The organism is Paenibacillus sp. HJGM_3 (assembly GCF_045062745.1).
In the GTDB taxonomy this organism is placed as follows: domain Bacteria; phylum Bacillota; class Bacilli; order Paenibacillales; family NBRC-103111; genus Paenibacillus_AA.
Map to the genome: position 1 here is coordinate 150,390 of NZ_JBJGED010000015.1, position 22,973 is coordinate 173,362.

The following is a 22,973-nucleotide window of genomic DNA, read 5'->3' on the forward strand; positions in this document are numbered from 1 at the left end:
CTTCCGGCTCGTCGATCAAACTCATCAAACTCATCAGACTCTCATCAGACACAGATTACACCAGAATATGCTCCCGAATGATCTTCGCCACCGCATGCTCCTGATTCGTCACTGTCACAAGATCCGCAGCCCGCTTAAGCTCCTCCTGGGCATTGCCCATCGCCACGCCGAGTCCGGCCGCCCGGATCATCGCCATATCGTTCAGGCTGTCACCCATCGCCACGACTTCGGACATCGAATGCCCCAGCAGCCGGCACACTTCTTCAATCCCGCTCGCCTTGCTGATGCCTTTGGGATTGATCTCCAGATTGTGCGGGTGCGAGTTCGTAATCTCGAATTCGCCCCAAGCGGTCAGCTCGTCCAGGATTCGGTTGCGGCTTTGATCGTCTTCGGTGAAAAACCCGAACTTCAGCCACTGGGTAGTCTCCAGCTCCTCCGGCACCCAGTTTTCCTTGTTGTGCACGCCCTCGACGGAATACGCCCAGAACCACGTGTCATACTTCACCGACATCTCGTGCAGGCGGCGTATCCATTCCGTCTTCATCAGGTGACGCTTCAGGAGCACCCGCGGCTCCTTCCACACCTCGCTGCCGTTCACCGAGACGATCGGCGTCTTAAGCCCGATCTCGTCCGTATACGGGTACACCTTTTGCACCCCGCGCCCGGTGGACAGGATAACCGAGATGCCCGCCTCCAGCGCTTTGTGAATCCAGTTGCGGTTGTCGTCGGAGATGAGGGATTCCTCGTTCAACAGCGTGCCGTCCATATCGATCGCGAGCAATTTGTAGCGTCCCATGCCTTCTTCATCCTCTCCCTGACTTGTCCAAAAAACGAAATCCAATGGTCCCGGCTACGTCCCGGTTGACTCCAATTGCCGTTCCAAGCCGAGTCCCGGCGAGGTCGCACCTTGCATATACGTCGCATGCCACAGGCCGAAGACGTACACCGCCCAGATCCAGCGGGCGAAGTCTCCGTGACCGGCCGCATGCTGATCGAACATCCGGTCGACGACCTTCAGGTCGAAGTACGGCTCGATGCCGCTCGAACGGATCTGTTCACGCATCATCGCGCCCTGCGGTCCTTTGACCCATTCGCGCAGCGGAACGGGGAAGCCGAGCTTCGGACGGTTCAGGATGAAGTCCGGGATGATCCCTTCCATCGCCTTGCGGAACACATACTTGGTCGTCCCTTCCGCCAGCCGGTACTCCATCGGGATCGTCCGGGCGAACTCGAACAGCTCCTTATCCAGGAACGGGACGCGCAGCTCCAGCGAATGGGCCATCGTCATCTTGTCGGCCTTCATCAGAATATCGCCCGGCAGCCACAGGTTCATGTCGATGTACTGCATACGCGACACCGGATCCAAGTGGCGGGTCTTGCTGTAGAAGTCGCCCGCCACCTGCCACGGGTCGCGGTACGTGCGCAGCCGCTTGCGGTCGAGCTGCAGCAGCTCCGCCTTGGCCGCCTCTCCGAGCAGCTTGGCGTTGCCGAGGAACCGCTCCTCGAGCGGCGTAGTTCCGCGCAGCAAGTAATTGCGCCCCTTCACGCCATCCGGCAGGAAGCGCACCAGCTGATGCACGAGCCGCATGACCGGCCGCGGCAGCCAAGCTAGCGGCCTCAGCGACAGCGGCTCACGGTAGATGCGGTAGCCGCCGAACAGCTCGTCCGCGCCTTCGCCGGACAGCACGACCGTGATGTGCTCGGCCGCCAAGCCCGCGACGTGATAGAGCGCGATCGCGGAAGGGTCGGCGACAGGCTCGTCCTGGTGCCAGATCGCCTTCGGCAGCGCGCCGAAGAAGTCGTCGGCGGTGATCAGCTTCTCGTAGTGCTCCGTGCCGAGCGCCTGGGCGGTCTGTCTCGCGATGACCGTCTCGTTGTTCGGCCCGTCGAAGCCGACGGAGAACGTGCGGATCGGCTCGATCCGCTTCATGTGCGCCGCGATCGCGGTCGAGTCGATGCCGCTCGACAGGAAGCAGCCGCGCTCGACGTCGCTGTGCATGTGATGCACGACCGAGTCCCGCAGCTTCGCCCGCAGCTCCTCGACGACGTCGGCGAACGGCCGCTGCACCGGCGCGAACATCGGATCCCAGTAGCGGCGGACGCTCATCCGGCCGTCGGCGGTGATCCGAATCGTGTGGGCCGGCGGCAGCTTGCGAATGCCGGCGAACATCGTCTCCGGCTCCGGCACGTACTGGAACGTCAAGTACTGCAGCAGGCTGTCCTCGTTCACCCGGCGCTCCATGCCGTCCGCCTCGAGCAAGCTCTTGATCTCCGAGCCGAACAGGAAGCGGCTCCCGTCGGTGTAGTAATAGAACGGCTTGATGCCGAAATGGTCCCGCGCCCCGAACAGCTCCCGCTTCCGGCGGTCCCAAATGACGAACCCGTACATGCCCCGCAGATGGTCGACGCAATGCTCGCCGTATTCCTCGTACAGGTGTACGATCACTTCCGTATCGGTATGCGTCTTGAAGCGGTGTCCCCGCGCGAGCAGGTCCTCCCGCAGACGCTGATAGTTGTAGATCTCGCCGTTGAAGACGATCCAGACGGTATCGTCCTCATTGCTGAGCGGCTGGTGGCCTTCCTTCAGGTCGATGATCGACAGCCGGCGAAAGCCGAGTCCGATCCCCGGATCGGTGAAGACGCCGGAATCGTTCGGCCCCCGGTGCTCGATCACATCCATCATCTGCCGAAGCATCGCTTCCTTCGGCTCTCTAGCATCGAAATACATTACGCCCGTAATGCCGCACATAGCTATTGATCCTTTCAAGTTGAGGTCCTGTTGTTGCATCTGCACACGAGATGGAACACGTTACTGAACATTTAGTATATCATACCTCTCCTCGTTTTCAGAAACAAGGCTTGTTCCATGCGACATTCCCCGCCGGGCCTTGCTGCTCTGCCTTTCAACGGTACATTCATCCTGTGAAAAGAGCCGTAAGAGTAAGATACAGCATCCCCCACCAAAAACGTCTAATCGACGGACTGGTCTGCTTTCGCTTCATGAGGCTCACCCCTTAAACGGGCGACATCCCGATGGTTCCCGCACATCTCGTCTCGCCCTATTGTTATGTATACGCAAAAAAGTTTCATTAGTGCAACATTGAAGCTGCAAAAAAGAGCCGCCGTGAGTGTCTCCTCACTAGCAGCTCCTCCTCTTGCTCTATTCGCTTATTTCACGCCTGCATTCGGATTCGGCGTCCCGTACATGCCGTACTCCCGGTCGTACGCGTCGAGAATGCGGCGAGCGATCGGCCCGGCGCCATACGCACCATAGCCGCCTTCCGGCACGACGACGGCTACCGCGATCTTCGGCTTGTCGGCAGGCGCATAGGCGATGAATACGGCGTTGTCGATCTCCTTGCGGGCGATGCTCTGGGTCGACGTCCCGGTCTTGGCGGCGACCGAGTAGGTCACGCCGTCGAAGCCGTCCTTGTTCACTAGCAGCATGCCGCGCTGAATCGTGTCCCAATAATCCTTAGGCAGCTGCACCTCGTTCAGCACCTCGGGCTCGAACTTTTTGATCGGCTGCATATCGTAAGTCGTCATATAAGAGACGAAGTTCGGCTTCATCCGCTTGCCCCGGTTGCCGAGCATCGCGGCATACTGCGCGAGCTGAAGCGTCGTGTACTTGCCCATCTGGCCCCAGGAGGCGCGGACGAGCGCAGACTGCGAGCTCGCTTTTTCCGCTTCATATTTGTAGTCGGCGATGCCTGCCGACTCGTAGCGAAGGCCGCTGCCCGTCTTGACCCCGAGACCGAATTGCTTCATATAGTCGTCCCACACCTTGATATCGCCCTTGTACTTGTTGTACAGCCGCAGCCCGATCATCTCGGACATGTAGGTGTTGGAGGAGCGCCAGATCGCCTGCCACGCATTAAGATATCCCCACGCGGTGCCGCCGGAATTGTGAATGACCGTGTTGTCTTTCCCGAACGTCATCGCTCCGGTGTCGTAGTACGTCTCGTTCGCGGTGAACAGCCCTTCCTTGAGCCCGATCAGGACGGACAGCGGCTTGATCGTCGAGCCCAGGTACACGAGCGAGGTCGGATGCTTCGCCCGTTCCTTCGGATCCGGATAGTTCGCGTACACCTCGGAGATAGCCCCGTTCAAGTATTGGTACTGAATACTCTTGTAATCTTCGTTGTTAATGCCGCCATGCCAAATGTTCGGGTCATAGTCCGGCATACTCGCCATCGCGATCACATTGCCCGTATCGACTTCCATCGCCACCGCATAGCCGGTAGTCGCATTGGGCGCATAGCGCCACACGTCGTTCTTGACCGAGCGGATGTACGCCAGATGCTCCGTGATCGCTTTCTCGGTCTCGAGCTGTACATTCGAATCGATCGTGAGGAACAGGTTGTTCCCCTTTTCCGGCTTGGTCAGCGTCACGGGACCGACGATTTTCTGCGCAGCATTGACCGGATAGCTCTTCAGCCCGTTTTTGCCCCGCAGCTCGTCCTGGAACAAGTATTCGATGCCGTCAAAGCCGACTTCCTCCGTATCCAGATATTCCACGGTCGGGTCGGTCGACTCCGCCTTCTGCCGATAAAACTCCAACCCGGTATCCTTGTTGCGCGCCGCCGAGAACGACTTCAAGTAGCCGACCAGCTGCACGGCGATCGTCTTGTCGTTGTAGTGCCGGATGCTCTCCTCTTGAATCTCGAACCCAGGATACTGATCTCGATGCTCGGACAAATAAGCGATCTCCGAGTTGGTCATATCCGCTTTGATCCGGCGAGGCACGGAATAGTAGCTTGGGTCCTTCGTAGGGTTTTTGTCCAGGTCGTAGCCGACGTCCATCCGCTTGATGATCTCTTGCGCCGAGAGCGGCTTTTTCGGATCGCCGTACTGGGTGAACACCTGTTCCAGCTTCTTGGCCATCTCGATGATCGGTTCCTTGTCCTTCTTACCGGGCTCGATCGAGTAGAAGAGCGATTGGGTCGAGGTGGATTCGGCGATCGGGTAGGCGCCGGTGCGGTCGAAGATCGTCCCGCGAATCGGCGGAATGGAATGGTGCATCGACTTCATCCGGGTTTCTTCCTCCGCGAGCGCCTTGCCCTCTACGAACTGCAGCAAGGCCAGCCGCACGATGAGGATGGAGAACAGCAGGAAGATGCCGAAGAAAAAGAAGTTCAATCGGAATGAAAAATGACGGTTTTTGGCTATTTCTTCTTTGGCGGGATCTTTGTTCGTCATGCTCGCTCCTCTTTCCTCCTACCCTAGTCCTGCCACAGTTCGCGAAGCGAGTGAATGCCTTCGCCGGTATGGTAGGCGTACCGTTTGATCTTCACCGCGTCGATCCCCACTTGCCCGGGAGCCCATATATCGTTCTTGTCGTGATCGCCTATATACAAAACCTCGTTCGCCGATAACCCGGACTGCTCCAGAGCGAGCCGGAAGATCGCCGGATTCGGCTTCTCCAGCCCAACCTCGGTCGAGACGATGATCGGGTCGAAGTACGGCTCGATCTCCATGTAACGCAAAATGCCGCGCAGGGTGGGAGCGAAGTTGGAGACGATCGCCATCCGGTAGCCTCGCGCCTGAAGCGCTTCGAGCGTATCCCGGACATCGTCGAACAAGACGTATTGCTCCGGGGAGACGAACAGGTCGTACATCTCATGGCACCAGCGGTGGATCAGTTCCTCCTCGATCTGTTCGCGAGCACCCAGCTCATTCAGCATATGCCCGTACAGATTCACCCAGAACGCTCGGTCGGATTCGGGCGAGCACAGCTCGTTGCCCAGCACGGGCTTATTGTAATAGAGCAAGCGGAACGCCGCGTCGAACCGCTCTCCGATCTCTTCTTCCGTGCGATGGAAGGCATTGTCCGCCAAGTAGCGCCGCATCGTCTCGCGGGCTCCGGGGATCGTCAACAGCGTGTCGCCTGCGTCGAAAAAGACGGCTTTATACCGTGTGGCATTGTGCAAAATCATAACTGGCAAAATTCTCCTCGGTCATAGTAAAGTGTATATGAATATTGTATCACAAACGTTCTAATCCACAACTGGCCGGGAGTCTCAAAGAACCAATTCGGCTGAGGCGACGGAAGCTTATTACAAGGAGGAAGGGATCCCATGGAGGTAGTGCAGCTGGGGCGCAAACACCTGATCGGGTTTCGCGTCGTTTGCGAGGGAGATCGGTATTTTCAGGAGATTCCCCAAACGGCGGCAAAGCTGAGAGAACGTGTAAAGGAGATTGAGGGCGCGGTAAACCCGGAGCAGCTCATCGGCGCGTTCGTGGTCGGCGATTGCACCGAGGAACAGGACGGGTACTGGATCGGTGTCGAGGTCGAGCGATGGGATGGGATGACAATCCCTCCTGGTATGGTTGGTCTGGAAGTGCCGGCACAGCGGTATGCGGTCATTCGGCACCGCGGGCCGAATACGGGCATCCCGCGTACATATGAGACGCTGCACGCCTGGATCGCCGCCCAAGGCTACACGCGGAACCTGTGCGCCTGGCATCTGGAGATTACGGCCGGACCGAACGAGATTGATTTGTACGATACATTGAATTAGGGGGGTAATGGGATGGAAGCGATTATAGTCAACCGCCCTGCGCTGAGATTAGTCGGGCTCGCCGTCCAGGTTACGCTGCAAGAGGTCCTTCAGGACCGCACGACTTTTAAGTTGGGAAGCGCTTTTATGAGCCGGAAAGGCGAGATCATGTCCATTGCTGAGGGAAACACCGTGTATGGCCTGTCGACCGATCCGGAGGGCTACGATCCGGACACGGATCCGTTCGAATATTTCATCGGAATGGAAGTCACCTCGACACGGACCATCCCGGACGGGATGGTCGTGCGAGAGATCCCGGCGAATACGTACGCCGTCTTCACGTTCCAGGGGCACGAAGATAATGCCGGAGAAGTGCATCATTATTTGTATTCCACATGGCTCAAGGAACAGCCCTATGAGCTGTGCGGTCTGTACAATGTAGAAGTATACGATGAACGGAACAAGGGGCCGGAATCGGAGGAGTCGATTACGGACATCTGGTTTCCGGTTCGCCGGAAGCCGGCGCTCGCCTGAGCTGCACCGGCGATTCTAAGGCTGCACCGGCACCCCGTACAAGCCGACGGCCCGATCGTAGGCGTCAAACATGCGTCTCGCGATCGGCGCGGCACCATAAGAGCCGAAGCCGCCCTCGGGAACGACGACGGCAACCGCCAGCTTCGGCTTGTCGGCCGGCGCGTACGCGATGAACACCGCGTTGTCGATGTCCTTCCCCGCCACCGACTGCGTAGACGTCCCCGTCTTCGCCGCTACGCGGTAAGGGAACCCTTCGAACCCGCTCTTGGTCACGAGCTCCATCCCTTTTTGAACCGTATCCCAATACTCCTTCGGAAAATTCTCCTGACTTAATACTTCCGGCTGGAACTCCTTAATCGGATTCATGTCGTACGACGTGATCTTGGTCACGAACTGCGGCTTGATCCGCTTCCCCCGGTTGCCGAGCATCGCGGCGTACTGCGCCAGCTGCAGCGTCGTGTACTTGCCCATCTGTCCCCACGAAGCCGGGATGAGCGCCGCTTGCGGGCCGTATTTTTTGTTCGTCTCGTTGTACTCCTTGTATCCTGCATACTCGCCCCGGAGTCCGCTGCCGGTCAACACGCCGAGCCCGAAGCGCTCCATATAATCGTTCCAAACCTGGATCCCGTCCGTATTCGGCCGGAAGTACAACCGGTTGCCAACCATGGCTGACATGTATGTGTTCGACGAATACTGGATCGCTTGGGTGGCATTGATCGGGCCGTTGTATTTGCCGTCCGAGTTCGTCAGCCGGGCCTTATTGTCCTTCCCGTAGAAGAACACTCCTGTATCGGTGTACAGCTCATTAATGCCCATCAGCTTCTCGTTCAAGCCGAGCAGGATCGTCAGCGGCTTGATCGTCGAGCCGAGGTAGACGAGCGAGGTCGGGTGCTTGTTCAGCTCTTTCTGATCTTCATAAGGCGGCCGCACTTCCCGAATCGTGCCGTTTTCGACGAAAAACTTCACCTTGTTGTAATCTTCCGGACTGATCCCGCCGTTCCACAAATTCGGGTTGTAGTCGGGCATGCTCGCCATCGCCACGACATTGCCGGTATCGACCTCCATGGCCACGGCATAGCCGGTCGTCGCATTCGGAGCATAACTCCACCGGTCCCGCGCCGGATCGCGGATATAGGCGAGATGCTCCATGATCGCGTTCTCGGTCTCGAGCTGCACATCGGCATCAATCGTCAGGAACAGGTTGTTGCCCTTCTCCGGCTTGATCATCGTGACCGGGCCCACGATTTTCTCAGCCGCATTGACCGGGTACGTCTTGACCCCGTTTTTGCCGCGCAGCTCGTCCTGGTACATCAGCTCCAACCCGTCGAACCCTACGTCCTCCGTATCCAAATATTCATCGGTCGGTTCCGTCGACTCCGCCTTCTTCCGGTAAAACTCCAACCCGGAATCGCTGCGCGCCGTCGAGAAAGACTTCAAATACCCGACTAGCTGGACTGCGATCGTCTTGTCGTTGTATTGACGGATGCTCTCCTCTTGAATCTCCATGCCCGGAAGCTCGTCCCGGTGTTCGGACAAGTAGGCGATCTCCGCTTGGTTCAAGTCCGCTTTGATCCGGCGGGGCACCGAGTAGTAGCTCGGGTCCTTCGTTTTGTTCATCTGGAGATCAAAGCCGACGTCCATCTTTTTCAAAATGTCCTCCGCCGTCATCGTTTTAGCCGGATCCCCGTACTGGGCGAAAATTTGCTCTACCTTGCGGGCCACATCTATGATCGGCTGCTTCTCCTTCTGGCCCGGCTCCACGGAGTAGAAGAGCGATTGGGACGATGTCGACTCGGCGATCGGATATCCTTTTCGGTCGAAGATCGAGCCGCGGATGGAAGGGATGGCGTTATGCTTCGACCTAAGCTTCCCCTCCTCCTCGGCCAGCGTCTCCCCTTCTACGAATTGCACGATCGCGAGCCGGATGATCAGAATGGAGAACAGGGCGAAGACGACGAAGAAAAATAAGTTCAAACGAAACGTAAAATGGCGTCGGTGAGCCATCTGCTCCTTGGACTCAGAATCCGGAGTCACCGGCAATCCCTCCTACTCTATCAAGTTGTACCTTTCCTAGTCTACCATAATGTCGAAGGAGATGGAAAAGTGGCGGACCACACATTGTAAGTGAGGAGGAGGAAAAGGAGAGGAGTATTGTCGAAACAAGACGAATAACTACTGAGAAGAGAGCAGAGCTGCCTTTAACAAGTCATGGCTGCATTCCAAGGAGGGCTGAATGCAAGCGGTCGAGAAGCTGGAGCGCATCGCGAACTTCCCGATCTGGATACATTCCGCTTGGTTCGACGAGATGAATGAACAAGATTGGGTCGGCAAATATGCGAAGCACGAGCTTCGTTAGAACGATGGGCAGAAGCACCGCAACGAAAGCCAAACGCCCCGGCCCCCCTTGTATCGGGAAGGCCGGGGCACTTTTATACATCCCGGATATGCGTATTATAGAAATTCGGCGGGTCGAACCAGTTCCCTCCGCTCGACATCCACGTGGAGTCCAGCGGAATCCAAGCCTGCTTGGCGCTGACGTACACCTCGTTCCAGGCGTGCGGGCCGTACCCGCCTCGTCCGTCGTAGCCTTGGCCGGTGACGACCTTCACCTCGAGCCCGACGGCCCGCGCCATAACGGCGTACAGCCGCGAGTAGTCGATGCAGACGCCGAGCCGCGTGGCGAACGTGTCCTCCGGCGACTGCTCCTTCCAGACCCGGTCCCGCTCGTACAGCTCGACCTTGTCCCAGTCGTACTGGACCCGCGTCCCGACCCACTGGTAGAGCGCCCGCGCCTTCGCTTCGTCGTCCGTCTTCCCGGCCGCGATCTCCTTGGCCGCGGCCTCGATGTCGGCCGGAATCTTCGCGTCGATGACCTCGTACTTGCGCTGCAGGATCTTCTTGTACTCTTGGCCGACCGCCTTCGTCAGCACGGGGAGCTGCTTCTCCAGGAAGTCTCCGCTGAACGGAGCGATGACTTGCGTCGCGCCCTGCGTGTAGATGCCCGACGACTGCACATAGCGGGAGAAGCCCGACTGCGGGAACAGCGTCGTGAACACGAATAGCGCCGCGATCAGCATGAGCGCCCGGCCGATGCCGATGATCGCGCCGATCCCGCCGCCGATGCCGCTGCTCCACAGCGAGGGCCGCCCTTCACGGGCCGTCATCGACCGGTCGAACCACCCCGAGCGGAACACGAACTGCCGCCACAGCCAGTACAACAGCTGCTTGGCCGCCGTGTAGCCGATCAGGAACAGCGTCCCGGTCCGCAACAGCGGGAAGTCGCGAATCCCGGTAATCAGCGTATAGTAGCCTTGCTGGAAAAAGCCCAGATCGGCGTTCGGGATGACGATATTCCGGGCGATAAGGGCGTCGCGGATGACCGGGGACAGCCATTCGCCGATCCGCCAAGCCATTAGGACGCTGACGACCGTGATGACGCCTTCCGCGGCGAAGAACAGGAACGACTGCGCCGAGCCGGACGCGCCCCTAAGGAAGCCCTGCACGATTGAGGCCGCCACGAGAAGGAACAGCGCGATGGAGATCAGGTTCATGTCCATTTGCTGCACCCAGGCCAGATTGTCCATCATCTCCCCCCCTTCGCATAGTGTCTTCTAATCTTGCTAGTCTTGTATAAGACTCGCTAGTCGCCGCTCCTGATACTAGACGTTCTTCTTCGCTTGCTCGATCAGCGCCTTCACCGCATCGTCCAGCTTGATGTCCGCGATCTTCTTCCCGGCTACGGACAGGCTCACTTCCGTCGCGCCCGGCTTGCCTTCCAGCTTCACTTGGCCCGCGGTCACCGAATACGAGCCGTCGGCGTTCTGCGCGAACTTCGCATCTTTGCCGGCGAGCGCCTTGAGCGCATCTTCCTTGGCGGAGGCGGCTACGTCCTTGACTGTAGCTACGGCGTCACTGCCCAGCTGCTTCAGATCGTCCGTATACGACGCCCCGTAATAGAATAGAGCCGCTACCACTACGAGCACGATGACCCATTTTACAACCGTTTTCACAATTTTAATCACTAGGAATAGCACCACGATCGCGATCAGGATGACCACCCAGCGATCCTGAATGAACGTCGACAACTGATCCATTTCTACACCCTTTCCTATTTTACAAGTTATGCTCCGATTCCACATCCATCATACTATAGGGCTTCGTGCAAGTTCACCCTTTTTTTGTCCAGCCCCCGAAAATTCCGTAATATCCGGTCGGACAATCACGTACAAGTAGTGATGAATGCATGTACAAGTTACCCCACAAAGTGAAGTGGGCCTCTGAAGCTCGGCGAAGCCCCCTATTACTTTGCGGGGACCCCGGGGTTTATAAAAATAAGGAAACGGGTGATTTTCCCATGAAAACGGCTATCTGGCTTTACCTGTTCATGTTCGTGGCGTTCTTCGACCTGCATGCGCAGTACCCGATCCTGACCCCGTTCGCGCTGTCGTTAGGCGCCGCGCCTACGTTCATAGGCTGGATCATGGGCGTCTACTCCATCACCCACCTGCCCGGCAATCTCCTCGCCGGGGTCTGGGTCGACCGCTATGGGAGCAAATGGTTCATCCTGCTAAGCCTAATCGGCGCCGGTATTATCCTCGTCTACCAATCGACGGTTACGAACCCGTGGCAGCTGCTCTGGATCCGCTCGATCAGCGGCTTCATTCTCGCGTTCCTCTCGCCGGCCTGTATGGCAATGCTCGCCAAGCTCGCCCGCAACCGCACCCAACAAGGCAAGCTCATGGCCGGCAACGGCCTCGTCCATACACTCGCCTCCGTCATCTCCCCGGCCGCAGGCGCTTATCTCGTCGGCAAGTTCGGCTTCACGACCTCGTTCCTCTTCCTCGGCTGGGCGCTGATCGGTATCGGGCTGTTAGCGATGCTCGGCATCCGGGAGGAGCGCACTCCTGCGGTGGCCGGGGAGCATCCCGGCCTGCCTCCCCACGCTCCCGGGCACGGCCATTCGCATGCGCCGTCCCGCTACGAGGCAACCGCCCCGGACGCCTCCATCGGCACGGCCGACAACGGCACCATCCCGTGGCTGTTCTTCGGCATCCCGATGGCGATCTCTTGCTCGCAAGGCATCCTCTTCTTCGAGCTGCCGCTTATGAGTGCGGCTAAGCAGTCGATCCTCACTTCAGGTCTGCTATTCTCCATGGTCAGCCTGGGCGCCCTATTTACCTTGAGCCTGCTGTTCTTGAACCGGTTCTCCCCTTTCGCTCGCACGGCGTCGGGGGCATTAGCGCTCGCATTATGCTTCTTCGGCTTGTCCGTCCATTGGCCGTTGCCGATCGCGGCATCGCTGTTCCTCGTCGGGATGGCGAAGGGCATCATCTTCCCGGCCATGGCGACGCTGCTCGCTACGGTTTCGAGCGCGAGCCGCTACGGCCGCGTCTTCTCCCTCCTATCCGTCTCCTTCTCCATCGGCGCGTTCATCGGCCCCGTCCTCGCGGGACAGCTGCGTACGGTCGTGAGCCCTTACTTCATCGCCTTCCTGTTCCTCATGCTGGCGCTTCTGCTGCTCGCTCCGCAGAAGTTCCGGACAGCGACTGTCCTTCCTCGATAATCACCCATTTTTCGGGCTCTAGGTATTTGCACAGGCCGTACGCCCGTCTCCGCAATAGGATAGGAGTGTAAGATGACCACGCAGTCGGGAAGGAGGTCTTTTGAATATGTCCGCTCTCGGCCACTCTAGTGCATTCATACTCGTACTTTTCATCCTTCTGGTAATTGTACTTGCAAGCTGCTGGTGCTTCTAGGACTGCTATAGGGAACGGTTTGGGCCAAGGGCTCAAGCCGTTTTTTCGTATCCATGCTCAAGGCGGTACAGCCAGGATTGGATAACGTTCGTCCGATCAGGTAAACTGTACCCAAGAGGTGTCATCCTATCATGTCAACTATTCGTGCCAGAGTCTCCAGGCTATCCCCGCCGCAAATCTTAACCGTCGGGTTCCTGCTGCTCATTCTGATCGGAAGCTTGCTGCTGTGGGCGCCGATCTCATCGCCCCCGGGCAAGTCAATCTCTTACATAGACGCATTATTCACATCCGCTTCAGCTACATGCGTGACCGGATTGGTCGTGGCCGATACGGCGAATGACTTCACCCTGTTCGGTCAGCTGGTCATCCTAGTATTGATCCAGCTGGGCGGACTCGGCTTCATGACGTCGGCCACATGGTTCGCCCTCATGCTCGGCCGTCGAATCTCGCTCCGGGAACGCATCGTCTTGAAGGAATCGATGAACCAGACGAACATCGAAGGCATCGTTCGCCTGACGAAAAAGGTTTTCACATATTCGCTCAGCCTCGAAGGCATAGGGGCTCTCCTATACGCCTGGCGCTGGTCGTCGGAACTGCCGTTCGGCCGGGCGCTTTATTTCGGCGTGTTCCATGCGGTGTCTCTGTTCAACAATGCCGGGTTCGAGCTGTTCGGCGGCTTCCGCAGCATGACGATGTACGTGGACGACATCCTCATCAATATCGTGTCCATGCTGCTCGTGGTCTCGGGCGGCATCGGCTTCATCGTCATGTCCGACTTGATCGAGTACCGACGCACGCGAAGGCTGAGCCTGCACAGCAAAGTCGTCCTAACCGGTTCAAGCCTCCTGATCGGAATAGGCGCGCTGGTGATCTTCATCTTCGAATACACGAACCCGCTTACGCTCGTACCGCTTCACGACGGCCATAAAGCGATGGCGGCGATGTTCCAGTCCGTGAGCCTGCGGTCCTCGGGCACGAATACGATCGATATAGCCGGGCTCAGGCAAGGCACACAATTTTTCATGATTGTACTCATGTTCATCGGGGCCGCTCCGGGCTCTACGGGGGGCGGGATCAAGATTACTTCGTTCGCCATCCTGCTTGGCGCAGTCTTCACGATGGTGCGCGGCAGGGAAGACGTACAGCTGTTCCGCTACCGCATCTCCCAGGAGCTCGTGTATCGGGCGACGACGTTTACGATCCTATCCGTGTTCCTGATCTCGATTGCGACGATGGTCATGTCGGCGCTGCATCCGAGGCCGTTCCTGATGATATTGTTCGAGGTTGTATCCGCCTTTGGAACGGTCGGGCTCAGCATGGGCTTGACTCCGGATTTGACCGCGGCAGGCAAGTGGATTCTTATCTTCGTCATGTTCCTGGGACGCGTAGGTCCGGTCACGTTGGCCTTCGCCTTGCAGCCTAAGCATAAAAAAGAGCTATATCGCCATCCTGAAGGGAAGCTGTTAATCGGATAACACGATCCGACATTTCCCAGGGAATACTTCCGATAGTTTAGCTGTTAATCGTTAAGAAGGAGAACCATCATGTCGATCGCAATCATCGTAGAAGGCAAAAACGACAAAAGCCGCTTGCGGCGGCTGCTCTCAGACCAAATCATGATCGTGTGTACATATGGAACGCTGAATACGGAGAAGCTGGAGCGATTGAAAAAAGAGATCGGGGACCGCGACGTCTACCTGTTCACGGACAACGATCCGTCGGGCAAGCGAATCCGCGCGATGCTGAGGGACACATACCCCGATGCGGAGCAAATCTACACCCGCCGAGGCTATGCCGGCGTCGAAGGTACCCCGGACGAATATATCATCCAACAGCTGGAGAAGGCGGGTCTCGATGAATTTATTCTATACCCTCCGAGCGATTTAGTGCCGTAAAGAACTTTGCTGGGATTTCACCCTACGTATTGCAGCAAATAGATGACGAATGTCACCGTAAAAATACTGAACACAGTGGATGAGAACACCGCCTGCGATGCGAACTCCGGCTCGCTGTCGAACTCCACCGCCAGCAGCACGCTGCTGAGCGACGTAGGTACGGCGCAGGACAGCACGAGCGCCTTGGCCATATCGCCTTCTATGCCTAACGCCCAGACCAGGACGAATCCGAGCAGCGGCCCTACGCATAGCCGCATCACGTTCGAGAGCATCACGTCCGACAGCTGCAGCCGCCACTTCATGCCTCCCAGCTGTACCCCGAGCGTGATGAGCGCCGTAGCGATAAAGCCCTTGCCCACATAATCGATCGAAATGTAGATCGGATGCGGCAACGGAATATGAAGCCAGCGCATCGTCAGCGCGATCGGGATCACATAGATCGTCGGCATCGTGAGGATCGTCCTCAGCGTCTCCCGCATCGACTGCCGGTGGGAGTTCACGCTGTAGATGCCGTACGTATTCGGCAGCAAGCTCTGCATCATCATGATGATGATCTGGATCGATAAGGTGAACGGATCGTTAACGAAGACGAGCTGATTGAGCGGGATCGCGTAATTGGCGCTATTGTAGAACAGGACGCTGTTCCGCATGGCGCTCTTCATGCTGCCGCTATACCCGCGCAGCTTCATGACGACGCCGATCAGGATGTAAGACGCGGCGAAGAACGCGCAGATGAACAGCAGCACTTGTAGCATGATGTTCAGCGTAATCGCCGACTCGTACAGCATGAGAAACATGATGCAAGGGGAAAATAAGAAAAAGTTCAGCTTGGACAACGTCCGAATGTCGAGCTTGAAGACGAGCTGAAGCACGACACCCGCTGCAATCATAAGACTGAGCGGGACGACGTTGTTCAGCAGGATATAGGAAAAGTAAGACAACCCGGTTCCTCTTCTCTAGCTGGATCTACAATAAAGTTTTGACTTCCTTCACGATTTCCTTGTAGCTCACGATCGCGCCCACTTCGTCGGATGTAATGTACTCGCGAATGTTGCCCGCGCCGTCGACGAGGGCGATCGAATTCGTATGCGCGAACGTGCCGTCCTTGTTCTTCAGGACACTTACGCCATAAGCGTTAGCCAAGTCTCGCATCGCCTTCTCTTCCCCGCGCAGGAACTTCCAGTTCGTCGTATCTTTCTGGAATCGGGCTGAATACGTCGACAGCTGCTGTGCCGTATCCTTGTCCGGGTCGAAGGAAATCGAATACATCACGACCTTGCTTCCCATAAGTCCGTCCTTCTCCAGCTCTTGCTTCACCTTCGATAGCTCATAGGTCGTCGGCTGGCAGACGTCCGGGCATGTCGACCAGAAGAAGTAGACGAGCCGAACCTTGCCGTTCGAGTCGGCCAGGCTCGCTGTGGAGCCGTCGGAGCTCTCCAGGGAGAACTCGGTGGCCTTCTTGATGACCGGCAGTTTGCCGCTCTTTTTGAACGTGGAAGTATTCAGGACTAGCACGGCGGCGATCGCGATGATCGCGGCGGCGGCCACCCCCTTGAACCAGTGCTTCTCAATAAATTGCTGCATGTCGCGTTGTTCCTCCTAACTTCAACCCCGGAATGATGTTAAAAAAAGAAGCCCCGTCGCTTGCTTAGGGGCTTGCTGCTAAAAAAGCTCTTAGGGTTTACACCCGGATCGTGTCCAAGATCATGATGATGAACAGGATCGGCAAATAGTTGATCGAGTAGACGAACATTTTCTTCGCCCAAGTATCGTCATCCTTCGCCTTGAAGCCCATGATGCCCAGGAACACCCAAATCAAGCCAAGTACGGACGCGGTGATCAAGTAGACCTCCCCTACGTACTGGTACAAGTATAGCATGAGCGAAACCGGCACGAGCATGATCAGGAAGCGCATCATGTGCAGCTTCGTAATATAGTTGCCGTGTACGACCGGCAAGAGCGGATAGCCCGCGGCGCGGTATTCTTCCTTCCGGCGCATGCCGAGCGCCCAGAAGTGCGGCGGCTGCCACAGGAACAAGATGCCGAACAGAATCCAGGCCCCGGCGTCCAGCACGTTGGACACGGCGACGTATCCGATGACCGGCGGCATGGCGCCCGAGATCGCGCCGATCGTCGTGCTGAGCGGCGAAGTGCGCTTCAGCCAAGCGGTGTAAATCCATACGTAGACGAGCAAGCCGACGACGCCGAGCAGCGCGGCTAGCGAGCCGGAGAAGAAGACGAGCACGGTCAGTCCGACGAGTCCTAGAACGATGCCGTAGATCAGCACCTGATTCGGCGTCACGACGCCCGTAGGCAGCGCGCGCTTCTTCGTCCGGCTCATCTTCGTGTCCATATCGCGGTCGAGGTAGTTGTTCAGGACGCAGCCGGATGCCATGACGAGTGCGGTGCCGATCATCGTGAGCAGCATCTTGACCAGATCGATCTCTTCGCCCGATGCTCCCCATGCGACCCAGTAACCCCCGAAGGCGGCGATCAAATTAGAAAATAAAATGCCCGGCTTGGCCAGGTTCACATAGTCGCGAATCGTTGCCTTGCGAACGGGAGCCAGCAGCTCTTCCGTCTCGAGTGCGGCCTGCGCTTCCGCGCTGAGCGTCCCTTCCATCTGGAGCTGATTGTCCATGGTATTGCCCCCCATCAAAATCATTTGCACTTTAACCTTCCCTATCATATCAACCCGTCCTGCATTTGACAACAAAGTGCGGACCGATTTCATAAATTTGTCGAACCGTGTGAACGCTTTGCGACGAAAACATTTTTCCCGGAACCGTCACCATTTCGCGGGGCGCCCAATATGATGAAGATGTAGGTTTGAGCCCAGACCACCGAGCAGACTTCGCCCACTGTTTCTTCGCACCGACGAGCGAAGACTGCCCCAGCGTGCTCGGTACGTTTTAATCCCAAAAAGGAGGCTTTTATACATTATGTCCTGTTATCAAGCATATCCAGACTTCCGGGGGACAACCGGTCCCCAGATGATGTATCCCGGGCACCAGCAGCCTAAGCCCTATGGCCACATGCAAACGCAAGCGCCAGGGCAAAGCGGCGCAGGCTTTTACCAGCCGACCGGTACGACCACTCCGGCTGCTCCCCCCATGACCGCGCCCTTGCCAGCATCGCTCAGCGAACAATCCTTCATTGAGAACATTCTTCGTCTGAACCTGGGCAAGACCGGGACGTTCTACATGACGTATGAGAACAACAGCGAGTGGAACGCCAAGATCTTCAAAGGCAAGATCGAAGCGGCCGGCCGCGACCACATCATCATTAGCGATCCGACTACCGGCATGCGTTTTCTGCTCTTGATGGTCAACCTGGACTATGTCACGTTCGACGAGCCGCTGAACTATTCGTACCCGGTGCGCTAATCGCCGGCATGAATGCAGGAAGAGCGCCTGTCCCCTGCCGGCTCGGCTCAGGGATGGGCGCTCTTGCGCATGTTGTCATAGGCTGGTGTACAAACCCCTTAGGCCCTCTTCCCATATCATGCAGTAGTTCCTACATGGAAGGGGTTGTCTAATGATATCCACAATAGTTGCTTCTAAAAGATCATATTCTCCTGCAAGGAAGTCCGCCGCCAAACTGTCCCACAGGAAAAAGCGATTAGGCCGCGTCACGATCGCATCTGGCACCAAATCACGCTCCGGCGGCGCGGTGGCGAAGACCCCCGTAGTCCAAACGTTTTCGGTCGACCCTCTCGGTAATGTCAAGACAGATGGCACCGTATTGGGCCCCGCTGGCGCGGGCTATGCCGAAATGTTCGAGACCGCGGACAGGCAGCCGATCGAGCCGGGCTGCTTCGTCGCGCTGGACGGCAGCCTCGTGCGCAAAGCCACAGCCCAAGACGAAGAGGTTCTAGGCGTCGTGACGGCGAAGCCGATGATTCTCGGGGACGCTAGCGAGCTGCACTGGAACCGGATGTTCCTGGAGGACGAATGGGGACGCCCGCTCACCGACGAATCCGGCCAGCGGATGCTGAACCCGGAATACGACCCGAATGCGGTCTACGTGCCGCGAAGACAGAGGCCGGAATGGGTCAGTGTGGGACTCCTCGGCAAGCTGACGGTACGGGATGACGGTTCATGCCGGGTCAATGAATACTGCTGGCCCAATGCGGACGGCATCGCTTCTGCTGCGCCGCGCGGATTCGGCTTCAAGGTCATGAAGCGGATCGGCCCCGCTCAGATTCTCATCCTGCTGGGAGGGGTCCGGGTTCGACGATAGCAAAAGGCTGCAGGCAGGCGACGACTGCTTGCAGCCTTTTCCCGTTCGGCCGCTTATCGGCTCGACCGGTATCCCGACAGCAGCACACGGTCCTCCAGCAGCATGCCGGTCTTGGCGTAGCGGCAGTTGGCCGATGCCACCTGGAAGGCATATGCCCGGCGAGGCTTGTCGGTGTTGTTCTTCTTGCTGTGATGCAGCGTCTCCCGGTGGAAGAAGACGGCGTCGCCTGGAGCCATTGGGAGACAGGGCGCGCCATTCTCGGGTTCGGCGGCGCGTTTGTGCCCCTCCCCCTCGTTTAAGTTGGGCTGACGTCCAAGCAGATGGGAGCCAGGGGCCAGCCACAAGCCGGCATTGCTTTGATCGATAAAATCCAGCGCGATGAATCCGTTCAGCATATGGCCCAGAATATGCGTATATTGATTGTCCTGGTGCCACTCCAGCCCGTTGCCGCCTGGAGCGACGACCGCGTACATGCCCATCCACAGCTTCACCGGGTTGCACAGAATGCGTTCGAACACGCTGACGATCGCAGGATCGGTCAGGAACGCCGTCGTATGGGGATAGTCGCCCCGCTCCTCCTCGATCCGAATAATCGCCTTGCTCCTCCACTTGCCGTCGCTCGGGGCATAGGCGAACGCCTCGTTTTCCCGGTTGATCGCCTCTACGGTCTCCGGAGCCAGAAACCCCGGTGCGTAGAAATACCCTTCCCGGTAAAATTGCTCCACCAATTCCTCCGTCAATACAAATCCCGTTTGCGTCGTCATTTCATTGGCTCCCTTCGCAGCTCGCTGCTTGGTCATTTTATACCTCGATTGTAACCGGCGGCAGCTGCTCCAATCTTCCACGATCACCATGGAAAAATAGCAATTTTGTTCGCACGGCCGCAATCTCACCCTTCCCGCCTCCGGCTCCCGATGGTATCTTAGTATTGAAAAGGAGGGGACTCGGGTGAACTATTCGGATATCCGGCTGACGCACGGCTATACGATCGAGGAGAAGCTCGCCGAGCTCACCGAGCACGAGCTGCACGTCCACGACGCCCTGGAGCTCAGCATCCCGCTCGACCGTCCGATGATGTACCCGCTTCTTGATCGGGTGTACTACGCCGAGCCCGGCGACGTGTTCCTATTCCGGCCGTTCGAGCCTCACTGGAACTTGACCCGCGAGGCGGACAAGCCGGCCCGATGGGTCATGGTGCTGTTCTCGCCCGCGGTCGTGAGCGGCGTGCCGAGAGGATATGCGCTGCTCGCCCCGTTCTACATGACGGACATGCCGCCGCTCATCCCGGCTAGCTCGCCGCACGCTCAAGCGATCAAGCGGCTGGCCGAGCAGGCTGTGGAGGAGGCGAGTCTCGGCCGGCCGGACTGGGACGTGCAGCAGTTCACGCTGCTCCTCCAGATCCTCGTCCATGTGCACCGCCATTATCTCGAGCAATCGGCCGAGCGCCAGGCCGACCCTTCCCTCTCGAGCCTCGTGGCCGCCATCGAATACATCATCGCCCACTGGTCCTACGAGATCGACATGGACGAGGTGATGCGGCAGACGAAGCTCAAGAAGACCGGCTTCTATACGAAGTTCAAGGCGGTCGCCGGGCTCACGCCGAATGAATTCCTCGCCCGGCTCCGGCTGCAGCACGCAAGCCACATGCTGCGCCACACGAACCGGTCGATAACGGAGATCGCCCTGGAATGCGGCTTCGGCTCTTCGAGCTATTTCATCAAAGTGTTCAAGCAGTTCCGCGGCATGACCCCGCGCCAATTCCGCGCCAAGCATTGACGCCCCGCGCCGGGCATGGTATTTTAAGAGTCGGATCGATCAACCGCATACTCATGCTTAAGCAAGTCGGAGGAGCCTGTCACCAAGGGGCTTCTCTTTTTTGTTTCCGTTTTTGGGAAATCCTAAATCTAGTACCAATCATTCAAGGGGGACTTATGGAGATTCAAGCTTACTGGGCCATCGGCTTATTCCTCATTGTGTACGCCATGATTGTCGCGGAGAAAGTACACCGCACGATCGTAGCCATGATCGGGGGCGTCGCCATGATCGTCTTCGGAATCGTCGATCAGGCGGAAGCCGTACACCACATCGACTTCAATACGCTCGGGCTGCTGATCGGGATGATGATCCTGGTCAGCGTCACCGCCGAGACCGGCGTCTTCAATTATGTAGCGGTCAAGGCAGCCAAGCTGGCGAGCGGCGAGCCGGTGCGCATACTAATCGCGCTGGCCGTCATTACCGCGGTCGGGTCGGCATTCCTGGACAACGTGACGACCGTGCTGCTGATGGTGCCTGTCACGTTCAACATCACCCGGCAGCTGCGGGTGCCGCCGATTCCCTTCCTGATTACGCAGATTTTCGCCTCGAACATCGGAGGGACGGCCACCTTGATCGGGGATCCTCCCAACATCATGATTGGCAGCGCCGTGCCGGAATTGACGTTCATGGCGTTCATTAACAATTTGGCTCCGATCGCAGCCTTGATCATGATTGCCTTCCTCCCGATCTTCGTGCTCCTGTTCCGGTCCCAAATCCAGACCTCGCCGGAGCACATGCGCGCTCTTATGGAGATGGATGAACGCGCGCTTATCAAGAACCGCAAGCTGCTGAAGCAATCCCTGACCGTACTGGGGCTCACCATCATCGGATTTTTCCTGCACCAGCTCCTTCATCTCGAGTCGGCAACGGTCGCATTGACCGGTGCCTTCCTCTTGCTGTTATTGACCGGCGAACATGTGATGGAGGAAGCGCTCGCCAAGGTGGAGTGGACGACGATCTTTTTCTTCGTCGGGCTGTTCGTGCTCGTATCCGGGCTGATCGAGACGGGCGTCATCGCGATGCTGGCGGAGCGGATGATCGATTGGACCGGCGGCAACGTGACCGCGGCCTCGATCCTCATCCTGTGGCTCAGCGCGATCGCCTCCGCCTTCCTGGACAATATCCCGTTCGTGGCGACGATGATCCCGCTCATTCAAGAAATGGGGGCGATGGGCGTACCCGACCTGGAGCCGCTCTGGTGGAGCCTGGCGCTCGGCGCGTGTCTAGGCGGAAACGGCTCGCTGATCGGAGCCAGCGCGAATCTGATCGTAGCCGGTCTGTCCGGCAAAGAGGGACACCCGATCCGATTCGCGGCGTTCCTGAAGGTGGGGTTCCCGCTTATGCTGCTGTCCATTGCGATCGCGAATGTCTATCTGTACGTCAGATATCTGATGTAATCGGCGGGATGAAAGTTAACGCCCGCGAACCGTGCCTTCCGTATGGTTATCTTCTGTTAAGCCCAAAATGATGATATACTGGAAAATGCGTTCCGGCCCATTCGTCACATACGGCTACGGTGACGCCCAGCAATCTTACTTAAAGGAAGGCGTTCCCTATGTCGGATCCGGCCGGGTACAAGTCCATCGCGCTCGATATCGCCCAAAGAATCGTAAGCGGGGAATTCCCTGTCTCCAGTAAAATTTCCGGACGCTCCATTTTGTCCAGCCACTATCAAGTCTCGCCAGAGACGATCCGCAAAGCGATCGGCTTGCTCAAGGACGAGAACATCGTCTCGGTGTCGCAGGGCAAGGAGATTACAATTATCTCCGATCGACTGGCCTACGAGTATATCCACCGCAACCAGTTCCTGAAATCTGTTTATTCGCTGAAGATGGATTTGCAGCAGCTCCTGGTACAAAAGCGGGAGGTCGACCAGAAGTTCGAAGCTCTGATCTCCGAGATCATCAACGCCTCCGACCGGATGAAAAATTTGAAGCCCTATCACCCGGTCGAGATTACCGTCCAAGAGAACTCCCCGGTCGCGGGCAAGACGATCGCCAATCTCCAATTCTGGCAGCATACCGGAGCTACGATCATCGCGCTGCGCCGCGGAACCGAAGTCTCGATCTCTCCCGGTCCGCACATCATTCTGAAGGTGGATGACGTGCTGATCGTCGTCGGCGACGGGCAAGTGCAGGAGCGTACCGAGCAATTCATTAATCCGTAGGCCGAACACAGCACATGACGCGAGACCCGGCACGCTTTACAAGCGGCCGGGTCTTTTTGTATAG

Annotated in this window: 23 protein-coding genes; 12 read left to right on the plus strand and 11 right to left on the minus strand. The window is 57.8% G+C overall.

Annotation, left to right across the window (positions count from 1 at the left end):
* Positions 1-55: 55 nt before the first annotated feature.
* The 4 genes from ACI5FR_RS17745 to ACI5FR_RS17760 form a co-directional block, all read right to left on the minus strand.
* On the minus strand, positions 56-796 hold the full coding sequence (locus ACI5FR_RS17745) for a Cof-type HAD-IIB family hydrolase (protein WP_405456658.1): 741 nt from the start codon (positions 794-796) through the stop codon (positions 56-58).
* Positions 797-850: 54 nt separating this feature from the next.
* On the minus strand, positions 851-2,749 hold the full coding sequence (gene asnB / locus ACI5FR_RS17750) for an asparagine synthase (glutamine-hydrolyzing) (protein WP_405456660.1): 1,899 nt from the start codon (positions 2,747-2,749) through the stop codon (positions 851-853).
* Between the two features lie 419 nt (positions 2,750-3,168).
* Positions 3,169-5,199: a peptidoglycan D,D-transpeptidase FtsI family protein gene (locus ACI5FR_RS17755; protein ID WP_405456662.1), complete on the minus strand. Its 2,031-nt coding sequence runs from the start codon at positions 5,197-5,199 to the stop codon at positions 3,169-3,171.
* Between the two features lie 23 nt (positions 5,200-5,222).
* Positions 5,223-5,936, minus strand: coding sequence for an HAD-IA family hydrolase (locus ACI5FR_RS17760; RefSeq protein WP_405456663.1), 714 nt, complete (start codon positions 5,934-5,936; stop codon positions 5,223-5,225).
* Between the two features lie 141 nt (positions 5,937-6,077).
* Between ACI5FR_RS17760 and ACI5FR_RS17765 the strand changes: the two genes are divergently transcribed.
* Together ACI5FR_RS17765 and ACI5FR_RS17770 are read left to right on the plus strand one after the other, a co-directional pair.
* A complete protein-coding gene (locus ACI5FR_RS17765) occupies positions 6,078-6,521 on the plus strand; it encodes a GyrI-like domain-containing protein (protein WP_405456665.1) in 444 nt (147 codons plus the stop codon).
* A gap of 12 nt (positions 6,522-6,533) precedes the next feature.
* Positions 6,534-7,034, plus strand: a complete 501-nt coding sequence (locus ACI5FR_RS17770; protein ID WP_405456667.1) for a GyrI-like domain-containing protein — start codon at positions 6,534-6,536, stop codon at positions 7,032-7,034.
* Positions 7,035-7,049: 15 nt separating this feature from the next.
* Here ACI5FR_RS17770 and ACI5FR_RS17775 read toward each other — a convergent pair whose 3' ends face one another.
* Complete coding sequence (locus tag ACI5FR_RS17775; RefSeq protein WP_405456719.1) at positions 7,050-9,038, minus strand: peptidoglycan D,D-transpeptidase FtsI family protein; 1,989 nt, start codon at positions 9,036-9,038, stop codon at positions 7,050-7,052.
* 229 nt (positions 9,039-9,267) lie between these two features.
* Between ACI5FR_RS17775 and ACI5FR_RS17780 the strand changes: the two genes are divergently transcribed.
* Entirely contained in the window at positions 9,268-9,390 is a 123-nt protein-coding gene (locus ACI5FR_RS17780) for a hypothetical protein (protein ID WP_405456669.1), read from the plus strand.
* 73 nt (positions 9,391-9,463) lie between these two features.
* Here ACI5FR_RS17780 and ACI5FR_RS17785 read toward each other — a convergent pair whose 3' ends face one another.
* Positions 9,464-10,618 carry a transglutaminase domain-containing protein gene (locus tag ACI5FR_RS17785; protein ID WP_405456671.1) on the minus strand — a complete coding sequence of 385 codons (1,155 nt, stop codon included), beginning with the start codon at positions 10,616-10,618 and terminating at the stop codon, positions 9,464-9,466.
* Between the two features lie 75 nt (positions 10,619-10,693).
* On the minus strand, positions 10,694-11,128 hold the full coding sequence (locus ACI5FR_RS17790; protein WP_405456673.1) for a hypothetical protein: 435 nt from the start codon (positions 11,126-11,128) through the stop codon (positions 10,694-10,696).
* Between the two features lie 260 nt (positions 11,129-11,388).
* Here ACI5FR_RS17790 and ACI5FR_RS17795 point away from each other — a divergent pair, with 260 nt between their 5' ends.
* The 4 genes from ACI5FR_RS17795 (at position 11,389) to ACI5FR_RS17810 (ending at position 14,685) form a co-directional block, all read left to right on the plus strand.
* Positions 11,389-12,597: an MFS transporter gene (locus tag ACI5FR_RS17795; protein WP_405456675.1), complete on the plus strand. Its 1,209-nt coding sequence runs from the start codon at positions 11,389-11,391 to the stop codon at positions 12,595-12,597.
* 106 nt (positions 12,598-12,703) lie between these two features.
* Positions 12,704-12,790 carry a YjcZ family sporulation protein gene (locus ACI5FR_RS17800; RefSeq protein WP_405456721.1) on the plus strand — a complete coding sequence of 29 codons (87 nt, stop codon included), beginning with the start codon at positions 12,704-12,706 and terminating at the stop codon, positions 12,788-12,790.
* Positions 12,791-12,921: 131 nt separating this feature from the next.
* On the plus strand, positions 12,922-14,265 hold the full coding sequence (locus ACI5FR_RS17805) for a TrkH family potassium uptake protein (RefSeq protein ID WP_405456677.1): 1,344 nt from the start codon (positions 12,922-12,924) through the stop codon (positions 14,263-14,265).
* A 69-nt stretch (positions 14,266-14,334) separates the two neighbouring features.
* Positions 14,335-14,685, plus strand: a complete 351-nt coding sequence (locus tag ACI5FR_RS17810; RefSeq protein ID WP_405456680.1) for a toprim domain-containing protein — start codon at positions 14,335-14,337, stop codon at positions 14,683-14,685.
* Between the two features lie 17 nt (positions 14,686-14,702).
* Here ACI5FR_RS17810 and ACI5FR_RS17815 read toward each other — a convergent pair whose 3' ends face one another.
* The 3 genes from ACI5FR_RS17815 to cyoE form a co-directional block, all read right to left on the minus strand.
* Positions 14,703-15,626, minus strand: coding sequence for an AEC family transporter (locus tag ACI5FR_RS17815; RefSeq protein ID WP_405456682.1), 924 nt, complete (start codon positions 15,624-15,626; stop codon positions 14,703-14,705).
* A 25-nt stretch (positions 15,627-15,651) separates the two neighbouring features.
* Complete coding sequence (locus tag ACI5FR_RS17820; protein ID WP_405456684.1) at positions 15,652-16,269, minus strand: SCO family protein; 618 nt, start codon at positions 16,267-16,269, stop codon at positions 15,652-15,654.
* 97 nt (positions 16,270-16,366) lie between these two features.
* The gene (cyoE, locus tag ACI5FR_RS17825; RefSeq protein ID WP_405456686.1) at positions 16,367-17,326 is read right to left on the minus strand and encodes a heme o synthase; all 960 of its coding nucleotides are present in this window, start codon (positions 17,324-17,326) and stop codon (positions 16,367-16,369) included.
* Between the two features lie 301 nt (positions 17,327-17,627).
* Between cyoE and gerQ the strand changes: the two genes are divergently transcribed.
* Together gerQ and ACI5FR_RS17835 are read left to right on the plus strand one after the other, a co-directional pair.
* Complete coding sequence (gerQ, locus tag ACI5FR_RS17830; RefSeq protein ID WP_405456688.1) at positions 17,628-18,071, plus strand: spore coat protein GerQ; 444 nt, start codon at positions 17,628-17,630, stop codon at positions 18,069-18,071.
* Positions 18,072-18,357: 286 nt separating this feature from the next.
* Positions 18,358-18,927 carry a peptidase G2 autoproteolytic cleavage domain-containing protein gene (locus tag ACI5FR_RS17835; protein ID WP_405456691.1) on the plus strand — a complete coding sequence of 190 codons (570 nt, stop codon included), beginning with the start codon at positions 18,358-18,360 and terminating at the stop codon, positions 18,925-18,927.
* Positions 18,928-18,980: 53 nt separating this feature from the next.
* Here ACI5FR_RS17835 and ACI5FR_RS17840 read toward each other — a convergent pair whose 3' ends face one another.
* Positions 18,981-19,691, minus strand: coding sequence for a phytanoyl-CoA dioxygenase family protein (locus tag ACI5FR_RS17840; protein WP_405456693.1), 711 nt, complete (start codon positions 19,689-19,691; stop codon positions 18,981-18,983).
* 184 nt (positions 19,692-19,875) lie between these two features.
* On the opposite strand from ACI5FR_RS17840, the gene ACI5FR_RS17845 reads away from it, so the two are divergent.
* The 3 genes from ACI5FR_RS17845 (at position 19,876) to ACI5FR_RS17855 (ending at position 22,909) form a co-directional block, all read left to right on the plus strand.
* Complete coding sequence (locus tag ACI5FR_RS17845) at positions 19,876-20,703, plus strand: helix-turn-helix transcriptional regulator (RefSeq protein WP_405456694.1); 828 nt, start codon at positions 19,876-19,878, stop codon at positions 20,701-20,703.
* 155 nt (positions 20,704-20,858) lie between these two features.
* Positions 20,859-22,139, plus strand: a complete 1,281-nt coding sequence (locus ACI5FR_RS17850) for an ArsB/NhaD family transporter (RefSeq protein WP_405456695.1) — start codon at positions 20,859-20,861, stop codon at positions 22,137-22,139.
* 158 nt (positions 22,140-22,297) lie between these two features.
* Entirely contained in the window at positions 22,298-22,909 is a 612-nt protein-coding gene (locus tag ACI5FR_RS17855) for a TrkA C-terminal domain-containing protein (protein ID WP_405456697.1), read from the plus strand.
* The last annotated feature ends 64 nt before the right edge of the window (positions 22,910-22,973 follow it).

Excerpts from the sequence above, each read along its gene's own strand:
- ACI5FR_RS17745 (WP_405456658.1), bottom strand. The coding sequence starts at position 796 with ATGGGACGCTACAAATTGCTCGCGATCGATATGGACGGCACGCTGTTG.
- asnB (WP_405456660.1), bottom strand. The coding sequence starts at position 2,749 with ATGTGCGGCATTACGGGCGTAATGTATTTCGATGCTAGAGAGCCGAAG.
- ACI5FR_RS17755 (WP_405456662.1), bottom strand. The coding sequence starts at position 5,199 with ATGACGAACAAAGATCCCGCCAAAGAAGAAATAGCCAAAAACCGTCAT.
- ACI5FR_RS17760 (WP_405456663.1), bottom strand. The coding sequence starts at position 5,936 with ATGATTTTGCACAATGCCACACGGTATAAAGCCGTCTTTTTCGACGCA.
- ACI5FR_RS17765 (WP_405456665.1), top strand. The coding sequence starts at position 6,078 with ATGGAGGTAGTGCAGCTGGGGCGCAAACACCTGATCGGGTTTCGCGTC.
- ACI5FR_RS17770 (WP_405456667.1), top strand. The coding sequence starts at position 6,534 with ATGGAAGCGATTATAGTCAACCGCCCTGCGCTGAGATTAGTCGGGCTC.
- ACI5FR_RS17775 (WP_405456719.1), bottom strand. The coding sequence starts at position 9,038 with ATGGCTCACCGACGCCATTTTACGTTTCGTTTGAACTTATTTTTCTTC.
- ACI5FR_RS17780 (WP_405456669.1), top strand. The coding sequence starts at position 9,268 with ATGCAAGCGGTCGAGAAGCTGGAGCGCATCGCGAACTTCCCGATCTGG.
- ACI5FR_RS17785 (WP_405456671.1), bottom strand. The coding sequence starts at position 10,618 with ATGGACAATCTGGCCTGGGTGCAGCAAATGGACATGAACCTGATCTCC.
- ACI5FR_RS17790 (WP_405456673.1), bottom strand. The coding sequence starts at position 11,128 with ATGGATCAGTTGTCGACGTTCATTCAGGATCGCTGGGTGGTCATCCTG.
- ACI5FR_RS17795 (WP_405456675.1), top strand. The coding sequence starts at position 11,389 with ATGAAAACGGCTATCTGGCTTTACCTGTTCATGTTCGTGGCGTTCTTC.
- ACI5FR_RS17800 (WP_405456721.1), top strand. The coding sequence starts at position 12,704 with ATGTCCGCTCTCGGCCACTCTAGTGCATTCATACTCGTACTTTTCATC.
- ACI5FR_RS17805 (WP_405456677.1), top strand. The coding sequence starts at position 12,922 with ATGTCAACTATTCGTGCCAGAGTCTCCAGGCTATCCCCGCCGCAAATC.
- ACI5FR_RS17810 (WP_405456680.1), top strand. The coding sequence starts at position 14,335 with ATGTCGATCGCAATCATCGTAGAAGGCAAAAACGACAAAAGCCGCTTG.
- ACI5FR_RS17820 (WP_405456684.1), bottom strand. The coding sequence starts at position 16,269 with ATGCAGCAATTTATTGAGAAGCACTGGTTCAAGGGGGTGGCCGCCGCC.
- cyoE (WP_405456686.1), bottom strand. The coding sequence starts at position 17,326 with ATGGACAATCAGCTCCAGATGGAAGGGACGCTCAGCGCGGAAGCGCAG.
- gerQ (WP_405456688.1), top strand. The coding sequence starts at position 17,628 with ATGTCCTGTTATCAAGCATATCCAGACTTCCGGGGGACAACCGGTCCC.
- ACI5FR_RS17840 (WP_405456693.1), bottom strand. The coding sequence starts at position 19,691 with ATGACGACGCAAACGGGATTTGTATTGACGGAGGAATTGGTGGAGCAA.
- ACI5FR_RS17850 (WP_405456695.1), top strand. The coding sequence starts at position 20,859 with ATGGAGATTCAAGCTTACTGGGCCATCGGCTTATTCCTCATTGTGTAC.
- ACI5FR_RS17855 (WP_405456697.1), top strand. The coding sequence starts at position 22,298 with ATGTCGGATCCGGCCGGGTACAAGTCCATCGCGCTCGATATCGCCCAA.